Genomic DNA, 10,582 nt, shown 5'->3' with positions numbered 1-10,582 from the left:
GGAGTTCGAACGGATCATCACCGAAGCACGAGCCAGCCACCATCAGGAGGACCTGGCCGCATAAGGAAAGCCTCTACGAAACCAGGGGATTGACAGTGGGTGGTGGAGCAGACGAACGAGATCTTGACCTTCTACCGGCGCCTGGTTCGCGACTACGAGCACCGGCTTGCCAGCTCCCGCTTCCAGGTGTTCTGGGCGATGACCTCCGTCATGGTCCGCCGACTCACCGGTGCAGCATGCCCCGCCTGAGTGCATCGTGAGTGACAACCCGCAGATCAAAGCCGTCCTGAAGTACGTCGAGGCGCGCGAGCGCGAACTCGGTGAGCCGGCCGGACAACTCCGCTCTCGCATCGAGGAACTCACCACGGTTGTGGGCGAACTCGACGCGGAGAGCGGAACCTGCGCATCACCCGCAAGACCCTCCTCGACATCCCCGCACCAGCGCCCGCAGGGGAGGGCGTCCCGCCGCGACGCGCCGGACCACCCGGTCTACCAGCAGATCCTCACCATCCTCGCCGACGCCGCTCGGCCGATGCGGGCCCGCGACGTGTGCCAGGCTCTCGACCTGCCGGTCCTTCCGAAGAACACCGAAGGCATCCGCGCCAAGCTGAAACGTCTGGTCACCCGGGCATCCTCACCAAGTCCGAATCTGGCCTGTTCGCTCAGCCTCGCGCTGGAGCACAGACCCACCCCGGCAACCAGGATCCTCGCCCAACTCCAAGCCCGAAACGGGCATTACCCTCGCGTACCGCACTCTCAGTTTGAAGCGGGCCCCAGGGCTCCTGTATCACCTTAGGTGACACGACGCAGCACATGGTGATGTCCCGTCAGGCGAGCGGGGCGGCATCATGCCAGTTCCGCTAGTTGTGCTCATGGACTACAGCGGTGCGGTCTACGCTAAGTGGCGATCTATCCCCCGAGCGTCACTGCCCCTTGCCTGACGACGCCTCACTAAACTTGACAGGAGAGGAGGTGGTGCCGAGCGTGGAGGGGATAGCGTGTGGCGGGTCAGTGGAGGTGCTCAAACACCTACACCTGCAACTCGATCACCACTTTCGGACACTTCACGAGCGTCGCCAGGCACTGCAGCCGCCGGCTCCCGTATTCGCGTTGGAGCACGACCTCGCCGATGAGGAACTCGAACTGCTCGTGGCCGCAGTGCGTGGGGCTGTCGCTGATGGACTCGACGCGCGGTATCGCGCCTGGTGGTTGCCCTTCGTCGTGTTCGCTGCTGAGATCGGCTACGACTACGACGGGGGCGAGTTCTGGCCCCTTTGGGGGCAGAAGGCGCCGGGTTGGGAGGGCGGACCCCACTGGAACGTTCCGCACAACCGGAAACGCATCAGGCAGTGGTTCAGGCGATTTGCGGACGACTACGGGGGAGCGGAGCCGAGAGGCGGCTTCGCTTCGAACTTCACCATCATTGCGTGGCCGATCACACATGCTGTGATGCCGGCAGACCTCCAGCGGCAGATGGCCCAGCTTCTGTTCGAGTCGCGCGGAGTGCTGAACGCGGAGCTGTTGGCTGACCCTGACGCGCTCGGTGGATGTCTGGCCACGCGCACGGTGGGATACAGCGAGCGCTTCCGCATCTTCTGCGCCAACCAGAGCCTCCTCGGCCAGGTCGCCGTTGCGCTGCTCTCCGGCGACGAGGAGGAGTCCCCGTACCTGGTGCGGTCGACGCTCACTCGTCTGGTCGCTGACTTGAGCAATGAACAGGCCTCCCGCAGCTGGCTCTTGCGCGCCAGACACTCCGCTAACCAGATCCGCTCGAGAGGTTTCCTTCCGACGGGTACGGGCGCCACGCATGTACAGCGCAGGAGTCTCATCCCAGGTGTGGTCCGCCCCAGGCTGCTTCTGCGCAGCCAACATGGTGGCTGGCAGCCGTATGTGGAACTGCCTGATCTCACGCCACTGCAGGCAATCAATGCAGACGTTGAACACGAGCTCCGGAGCCTGCGCGCAAGGGTCGAGGGTCACCCTCGGCCGCTGGCCCGAGGTCGACTGCTGTGGCCCGACAAGGTGCTGCTGTCCGCATGGCCTCGACCCGGCGCCCGAGTCATCGAACTGGAGCGCGGGTCCGAGGCCGTCAACCAACTGATCGCCGAGCACTGCTCCCTCAACACCGGGCCGTGGTGGCTATTCAGGAAGCGGTCTGTCGGGGAAGCCATAGAGGTTAAGGGCAAGTTTGTCCGACCCGGAAGCGAGTACTGCCTGGTTGGACGGGCGGGCAACAGACCGCCGTCGTTGCCCTGGATCGTGCCGACCATGATCCCGGTAGAAGGCGTGCACGCCTTCGAGTTCACGGTGCCAGAGATCATTGGTGCGGCGGACGTCGAGCAACTTGGACCTCTCGGGCTGGCAGTGGCGTCCGACGTCTCGATTCGACCGGTTGGACTGGTGCCAGGATCCTGGGATGGGGACGGCGCCATCGAGTGGCTCGCCGGGGAGCCGGCCATGTTGGCCGTCCAGTCTGCGTACGCCGCGGACAAGTGCGCCGTGACCGTGGACCGAGGCCTTCCCTTCGTGCTGGAGTTCCCAGCGGGCCAACCCGAGCTGTTCTTTGCTCTGGAGAACCTCGCAGTGGGTGAGCACGATGTAAACGTTGCCCTGCTCACTCCAGAGACGGATCGTCCCCTCTTTAGTGGCTCCCTGACGATCACGATCCGTGACCTGCACACCAGCCGCGAAACGGCGACGGAAGGTACTGCGATCCGGCTTTTCACCACACCAGCGCGCCCAAAGATGACTGAACTGTGGGATGGCAGGGCTAGTCTCTCGATTGACGGTCCACTGGAGACAAGGGCCGAACTGTCGATCACTCTTCGTGACGGTGACGGTAGGGATCTAGAACGGCAGCTTTGCGGAATCTCTGTGCCCTTTAGCGATGAAGCGTGGGAGAGGCTGACGGAACAGGTCTTGCGCAGGAGGAAGATGCTCAGCGCGTTCGAAGAGGCCGAGTCATGTGAGGTGTCGGTATCTCGTAACGGAGTTGGGTTCGCCTCCCTGGTTTGCGAACGTGGCTTCGACCCGCTCCGCTGGGTACTCGTCAAGCGCCACAGCGGACGACACGATGCGCGGCTGATAGACCGAACAGGTAGCGACGACACTCAGGTGCACATGTTCGCGGTGGAGGACCCGCTGGTCGCCCAGGAGCAGGATCCTCGTGTGCCCATCCCTGTGCCGGCTACAGGCGGACTCCTCCAAGCGATCTCCGGCAAACTGGAAGCAGCGGTCATCCTGCCGCCCGAGCCGAACCGGCTGCGCCACACCCACCCAGCCGTGCGACCTTCGGGTGACGCACTCCATGAGGTCCAGCGGCTCATCGAAGGCCACCGTCTGTGGTTCGACGCCTATCTCCCAGCTGACCTGTTCGCTCATCACCAACAGGAGCAAGTCCTCGAGGCGATCACCACGGCGCTTGTGTCTCTCGTTGCCGGGCATCGGTGGGCGAATCTTGAGCGCAAGCGCAAGACAGCAGGTGCGCACCGGCAGATCGAGTTGCTCGATGAAATGGAGAAGCTCGTAGGTGAGGGCTTCAAGCAACGCAGCGCAGCCAAGCAGATCGCTCGTCATCTTTGGCAGTGGACGGATTCACCAGTTGCGCTGAGTGATGGATTTGCTGACGCCATTGAGGTCATGGTGACGTCCAGCGGCATGGGTGATCCGCGTGCCGCAGCTGACTTCGTTCTGGCGCTCGCTAGCGAGCCGGGGCTGGTTGCGGGCTGGGCAGAGACCGAAAGGAATCGACTCCTGAAGTGCGTGCTGATTTCCCCCGCGCTCATCCGGGCGGGAAGGTTTGCGGTCTTGGGGACTGAAGCCCTCCGGGGAGCATCGGACCAGTCGGCTTCCGGGGGGCGCCGATGAGTGTTACTGCGCTCAGTCGCAATGAGGTCGCGAGGCGTGCCGTCCACACGCTTGGCTTGGACGAGACGGTGATCGATCTGAGCGCACCCGAGGCAATCTGCTCGTCACTTCGCCGAGCGGCTTCGTTCCTGTGTCCGGCGACACCGCGTGAACTCGCCGACGCTGTGATGGAGGTTCTGGGTCCGCTCGATGTCTCGTTCTCGGCCACTCGTGGACAGCTAGCCACCCAGCTGGATCTGCTGGTGGCAATCGGCGACCTGGTCGAACTCCCGAACCGAATGGATCTTGGGCGCAGGAAGCTCTATCTTGCTCCGCCCTCGTATGTGACGCAGGCACCCGGGCGCTACCTCCTGCTAGGTGTGCGGCCCGAGGGCCTCCCGCTCCTGGACGAGTCCGTCGGCGGGGACGTGCGCCACGAGGGCCATGTCCGGTCCATCGAACTGGATGCCACAACGGGTCCGGATCGGTTGCGTGCCGCCGGACTCCATGAGATCACCATGCACGACTGGCGCAGGCAGCCGAGCATGGCTAGTGCCACCAGCTTCGTCGGCGGGATGCGTCAACGCCTGGACAGGGCAGCACAGTCAGGTCTCGTGAGCGATCTGAAGCTCCTCGATCCTGAGTCGTCGATCCTTCACTATCGGGCCCGGTGGCGGTTTCCCGCCGACGGTGACTGCGGAGACTACGTCGCTCGTCGACCGCAGGCATATGGCGCTGACTTGTGGTCTTTCGTTCGCGTGGAGAGCGGTCGGCCCGTAGCCCTGATCGACCTGCCGACTGACGATCCTGCTGGCCCAGCGTGTGACGAGGCGTGGCGGCTGCAGGCAGCGATCGACGCCGCACGGGGCGTGCCGCAGGTTCTGCGCATTCGGCCTGCCGCCGGAGCACCGGGGAGTTGCACCCTCGATCTCTTCGGCCCCGTGCCTGGGTGGGCGCAGCGTGGCCTGGAACTCGTGGCCGTTCCTGTCCCACGGTCCAGGGACGCGCTGCTCACTTATCGCCTGCCGCTCTGGGCGATCGGTGAACTAACGGAGTTGTTCACTGACATGCTGTGGATGCACGTCAACGATGAGGGAGGAGTGGCGTGACCACGGAAGCGCCCACGATCGCAGAGACGGTCGCCAGCATTCAGGCGGCTCTTCGGGACTACATCGAAGCCACGTACCACGTGGGACATCCCACTGTGATCGAGCAGCGTCGCGAACTGCTGAAGCGGGAAGGCGTGCTCTTCCGCGCGCCGTTCATCGAGAGCACCCCCCGCTACCAGACGGGCCGAGGCTTTGGCGATCTCGAACTCGATGCGGCGGCCAAGACGCTCCTTGGTGCCCTGAGTGCACGCGTCGGTCCTCACCAGCCACTCCTCTACGACCCGCCATACACCCATCAGGCGGAAGCCCTGGAGTGGACGGCTCGTGACGGTCTGAGTCTTGCGGTCACGACTGGCACGGGCTCAGGAAAGACGGAGACCTTCCTCGAGCCGATGCTGGCGAAGCTCGCGACGGAGGCTGCACACAAGCCTGAGTCGTTCGCCGAGCCCTCGGTGAGAGTTCTGATTCTGTACCCGATGAACGCGCTGGTGAATGACCAACTGGGGCGCCTTCGCTTGCTGCTCGGCGATCCGCGGGTTACGACGCAGTTCACGGCATGGGCTGGACGGCCGGCACGCTTCGCCCGCTACACCAGTCGCACGCTATATCCCGGTGTGCGACAGGTCGAGAAGGACCAGACGCGGCTTCGCTCGATTGAGGATTTCTACATCGACCTGATCGACCGGGCGTGCGACCCGTCGGCCCAGGGACATAGCCAGGCGTCAGCCCTCATCGAGAAGCTGCAGTCGCGTGGCAAGTGGCCGGCCAAACCGGACCTGAAAGCCTGGTATGGAGAACACGGATCCCGCTGGAAGAACAGAGACGGTGAGTTCATTCGCGCGGTCAGACGGCCCGAGGACCCTGAGCTTCTCACGCGCCATGAAGTGCTGGACACGCCGCCAGACGTGCTCATCACGAACTACTCGATGCTTGAGTACATGCTCATGCGTCCGCTCGAGCGGCCAGTCTTCGATGCAACCCGAGCTTGGTTGGAGAACAACCCGGATGAGAGGTTCCTCCTCGTCGTAGACGAGGCCCACCTTTACCGCGGGGCGGGCGGCGCAGAGGTGGCGCTCCTTCTGCGTCGTCTCCGCGCAAGGCTTGGGATCACGCCCGATCGGCTGCAGGTGATCTGCACGAGTGCGAGCTTTGCCAGCGCGCAGTACGCGCGCCAATTTGCCGCGCAGTTGAGTGGCAAGTCTCCAGACGACTTCAAGACGGTGGAAGGGCGGCTCGACCTGCGAGAACCCGCCACCCTCGGGAACGTCCAGGACGCAGAGGTCCTCGCTGCTGTACCAATGCATGCGTTCTACGAGGCGGAGTCAGATGCCGGCCGCATTGGCGCGGTCCGCGGGTTGCTGGACTACCGGGGGGTCACCGAGGAGGGGCCCGGAGCCAGTGTGGGTCGACTGCTCCACGAGGCGCTTTCCGACTTCGCCCCGATGAATCTGCTCGTCAACAAGACGATGCAAAGGGCCCATCCGGTCGATGAGCTGGGTACCAGCATCTTTCCCGCTGCGGAGAAGGAGCTTGCCGACAGAGCGGCATCAACGCTGGTAGCGCTCGGAAGTGCCGCCCGCCGGTCAACGGATGACGCCGGGCTGCTGCCATGCCGGGTGCACGCGTTCTTCCGAGGGCTGGCAGGGCTCTGGGCATGTCTTGACCCCGGTTGTTCAGATGTTGATCGGGAGGTTTACCCGGAACCTGGGCCGGTGGGCAAGCTCTACGCTCAGCCGCAGGCCACCTGCGGATGCGGCGCCCGTGTCTTCGAGTTGTACACGTGTCGGCACTGTGGCTCTGCTTATGCGCGAGCCTACACGGACGATGTACTTGACCCGTCCTACCTCTGGCATGAGCCGGGTGGGGCATTCCATTCTGCGACTGGCTCCATCCCCGAGCTCCAAGCACTCGATCTGCTGTTGGAAGCTCCGTCGGGTGACGGGGCCAACGTGGAGCCCGCGGACCTCGACCTCATCACAGGGCGCCTCAACCCGCCAGGGAAGCTCGGTGATCGCACGCGTAGCGTCTTTATTCCTCGGCTCCGCGGGGGAGAGTCCATCGGCAGTGATGACGATGGGGAAGAGGCCGAGGCGAATGGCGAGTTCAAGCCCTGCGGCGTCTGCGGGCGGCTCGCTGGTTTTGGCCGATCATCGGTACAGGATCACCAGACGAAGGGCGACCAGCCCTTTCAGGCATTGGTGACCCGTCAGGTTGAGGTTCAGCCCCCTGGTGCGCAGCCGTACAGCGACTTCGCCCCGCTGCGTGGTCGCAAGGTGCTCGCCTTCTCTGATTCTCGGCAAGTAGCTGCGCGACTTGCGCCTAACCTGCAGACCTATTCCCTGCGTGACGTCATGCGGCCCGTCGTCCTGCGCGGCTGGCGAGAGCTTGCTGCCCACGAGTTTCTGGGGCGGACTCTCAGCCTGGACAGACTTTACGTGGCCGTCATGGTCGGAGCCCATGTGCTGTCAGTGCGACTGCGGCCCGAACTGCGACCGACGGAGTCATTCCATGTGATGAGCACGGTCGCGAGGGCCATCGACAAGGGTGTACTGACAGGCAACCACAATGAGATGGGTGCGCTCACCACTACCGCGCCGCCGCCGCAGTCGCTGCTGCGCGCAATGTACGCAACACTCACGGACAAGTACTGGGGGCTGTCATCGCTCGGATTGGCCTCAATCCGTGAGCAGGCGAGCCTCACGGAAGAGTTGCTCGCGACGCTGCCGGACATCGGTGGTGTTGCGGAGGGTGGCGAGGCCAAACTGGCCCTGGTTCGTTTGTGGCTGACGGCATGGAATACGCCTGGCATCTGGTTCCCGTCGATGACCGAGGGGGACTGGTGGAAGCAGAAGGGTGGTGTCCAACCCCACGCGGGACGGTTCCAGTCCATCGACCGATTGCTCGGATCAAAGGCCGCAAGACAGCGCTTCAAGGATGAGTGGCTGAAGACGCTACTCAGAATCTTCTGTGAGTCGCGTGGTAGCGGCGTGTATCGGATGTCTGCCTCGAATCTGGCCTTGGAACTGGGTGGGCAGTGGGGGTACTGCGAGCGCTGCCGTTTCACGCAGCGTCCCCTTCCCGGCAGCTGCAAATGCAGCAGTTGTGGAGCCGACCGAGTCCGCACCCTCGACCCTGATACCGATCCGGTCTTCCAGGCCCGGAAGGGCTACTACCGTGCCAGCGCGGTCCGGGCTCTCAGCAATCCACCTGAGCTGCCTGTAAGCATCATCGCTGCCGAGCACACGGCGCAGCTCAACGCCGCACAGTCGGACGCCGTATTTTCCAAGGCCGAGGAGCACGAGTTGCTCTTCCAAGACGTTGATCTCGGCCTATCCCAGGCGGGAGGACAGCCGCGTGCAGCTATTGACGTACTGTCCTGCACGACCACCATGGAAGTCGGCATCGACATCGGCAACCTGTCCGGGGTGGCCCTTCGCAACATGCCACCCTCTCGTGCCAACTACCAGCAGCGAGCAGGCCGGGCCGGCCGACGGGGCAACGCGGTTGCCACTGTGCTCGCCTTCGGTAGCGCTGACACACACGACGACCACTACTTCCGTCAGCCAGATCTGATGATCCGTGGTGAGGTCGATGATCCGGTGCTCACGATGGACAACGAAGAAATCGTGCGCCGGCATGTCATCGCTTACCTGCTGCAGCGCTACCACCAGGACCGGCTCCCGGCAATCCAGCCCGAGGACCAGGTCCAGTTGTTCGAAGTCCTGGGCAGGGTCACTGACTTCACGGGGACAACTTCCCCGCTCAACCGTACAGACCTTGAAGACTGGCTGACGGGCATGGAGGATGCGCTGCGTGACGAGGTCGCAGCATGGCTTCCCGAGGAGCTGAACCCGGATGCCCGCAGGGCAGTCCTTCATGGCATCGTGACGAGGACGCTTTTCGAGATCGACAAGGCTCTTGAGCTTGACCGTGACGGAGGGCCCAGAGAGGCGAATGCCGGCGAACCTTCACTGGTGACCGCTGAAGTGGAGGCTTACCCTCCGGCCGAAGATGGCGCAGAGGAACTGAGCGCCCGACGAAGCCAGAAGAACCTCCTCGACCGCCTGCTGTACAAGGGTGTCCTGCCGCGCTATGCGTTCCCGACGGATGTGGTCGCGTTCCACGTCTTCGATGTGAACCGGTCTACGCGGTTCAACACGGAGTTCCAATATGCGCCCAGCCAGGGGCTCACGGTGGCGCTCAGCCAGTACGCGCCAGGCAAAGTGGTGTGGATCGATAACAAGGAATGGACCTCCGGAGCCATCTACTCGCCGGTCCGGAAGGATCTTCGTCAAGCATGGCAGGAACGGCTGCTCTACTTCGAGTGCCAGGTCTGCCACTACGCCAAGCACTTCCCCCTCGACCAGGTAGAGCGCGGAAAGGAGCAAGACTGTCCGGCCTGCGGTGCCGAGGGCGAGTTCGGCAAGGCCAAGACCTGGATGCGACCGCCCGGGTTCGCACATCCAGCCGACCAGGATCCCGGAACCAGTCCCGACGACGCCCCTGCGCGCAGCTATGCGACGCGCGCCAAGCTCATGGCGTCGGGGCCGACGGAGGAGGCCGCTTGGAAGCGCGTCACCGACCGCCTGGCACAGACGTACCGCAGAGAGACTCTGCTTGTCACCAACACTGGACCCCGTAACAAGGGATACACGTACTGCACCTTGTGTGGGCTCATCGAACCAACCGCTATGGCCACGGGAAGGCTGCTCGCTACCCATAGGAAGCCTTTCCCCGATGAGAAGGCGCCGGAATGTCCCGGCACGCGCTCGTCCCGGGGCATGGTTCTGGGCACCGACTTCGTCTCGGATGTGCTCCTGGTGCGCTTGAGGGTGGACTCGCCGATCACGCTGGGACCAGCGAATCTTTCGACGCATATCGCGTTGCGTTCGGTCGCCGAGGCGCTCACGATCACGGCAACCCGGGCGCTCGGCATCGAAGCTACGGAACTCCAGGCGGAGTACCGGCCGGCGCTGACTGCCCTAGGCAAGGAAGGCCGGGAGGCCGAGATCTACGTCTATGACACGCTTGCTGGCGGAGCTGGCTTCACACGAAGGGTCAACGACTGCGGTGTGGAGATCCTCGAGCAGACTCTGAGGCTCCTCGAGGACTGTCCAGAGAACTGCGACGAGTCCTGCTACAGGTGCCTGCGTAGTTTCCGTAATCGCTTCGAGCACAGCCTCCTTGACCGTCACGTCGGCGCCAGTCTGTTGAGGTACCTGATCCATGGAACGGAACCGACGCTGAGCGAGGAGCGGCTGGAGCGTTCGGCCAACGCCCTGCACGGAGACCTTGACAGTCGAGGTATTGACGTGCGCTTCGAGCGCGATGGCAAGGTCGATGTCCCTGGCGTCGGAACGGTTACCGCGCCGATTCTGGCGCAGCGTGGTGACCAGCGTTGGATCTTCGCTGTGCATGACCCTCTGAGTCCTGACGTCGCACCCACTGACGAACTGCGTCGCGCGAAGGAGTCGGGAGAGTCGGTGCATCTGATCGACGACATGGTGATCTCACGAAACCTCCCATTCGCCAGTGGCCAGGTGCTTCAGGCGCTGACCTGAGCAAAGTAGAGATCGGCCCGCCGCGCGGCTCAATCCGGCGGCGGGCCGCCTGCGGCTGAGCAATGT

5 protein-coding genes are annotated in these 10,582 nt (G+C 63.8%); all 5 read left to right on the top strand.

Annotated elements, in window-relative coordinates:
* Positions 1 to 99 precede the first annotated feature (99 nt).
* Positions 100 to 249: a hypothetical protein gene (locus ACZ52J_RS39135; protein ID WP_465625757.1), complete on the top strand. Its 150-nt coding sequence runs from the start codon at positions 100 to 102 to the stop codon at positions 247 to 249.
* A 7-nt stretch (positions 250 to 256) separates the two neighbouring features.
* Positions 257 to 796 (top strand): hypothetical protein, encoded by a 540-nt coding sequence (locus tag ACZ52J_RS39130; RefSeq protein WP_465625756.1) that lies wholly within the window; start codon positions 257 to 259, stop codon positions 794 to 796.
* Positions 797 to 1,110: 314 nt separating this feature from the next.
* Complete coding sequence (locus ACZ52J_RS39125) at positions 1,111 to 3,867, top strand: hypothetical protein (protein ID WP_465625754.1); 2,757 nt, start codon at positions 1,111 to 1,113, stop codon at positions 3,865 to 3,867.
* A 56-nt stretch (positions 3,868 to 3,923) separates the two neighbouring features.
* Entirely contained in the window at positions 3,924 to 4,955 is a 1,032-nt protein-coding gene (locus ACZ52J_RS39120; RefSeq protein ID WP_465625752.1) for a hypothetical protein, read from the top strand.
* Positions 4,952 to 10,516: a DEAD/DEAH box helicase gene (locus tag ACZ52J_RS39115; RefSeq protein WP_465625750.1), complete on the top strand. Its 5,565-nt coding sequence runs from the start codon at positions 4,952 to 4,954 to the stop codon at positions 10,514 to 10,516. Before ACZ52J_RS39120 ends, ACZ52J_RS39115 begins: the two co-directional genes overlap by 4 nt.
* Positions 10,517 to 10,582 lie beyond the last annotated feature (66 nt).

The sequence above is a fragment of the Kitasatospora sp. NPDC034035 genome, from assembly GCF_055575755.1.
The sequence above is the reverse complement of the archived record's forward strand: the minus strand, read 5'-3'. Positions and strand labels throughout refer to the sequence as shown.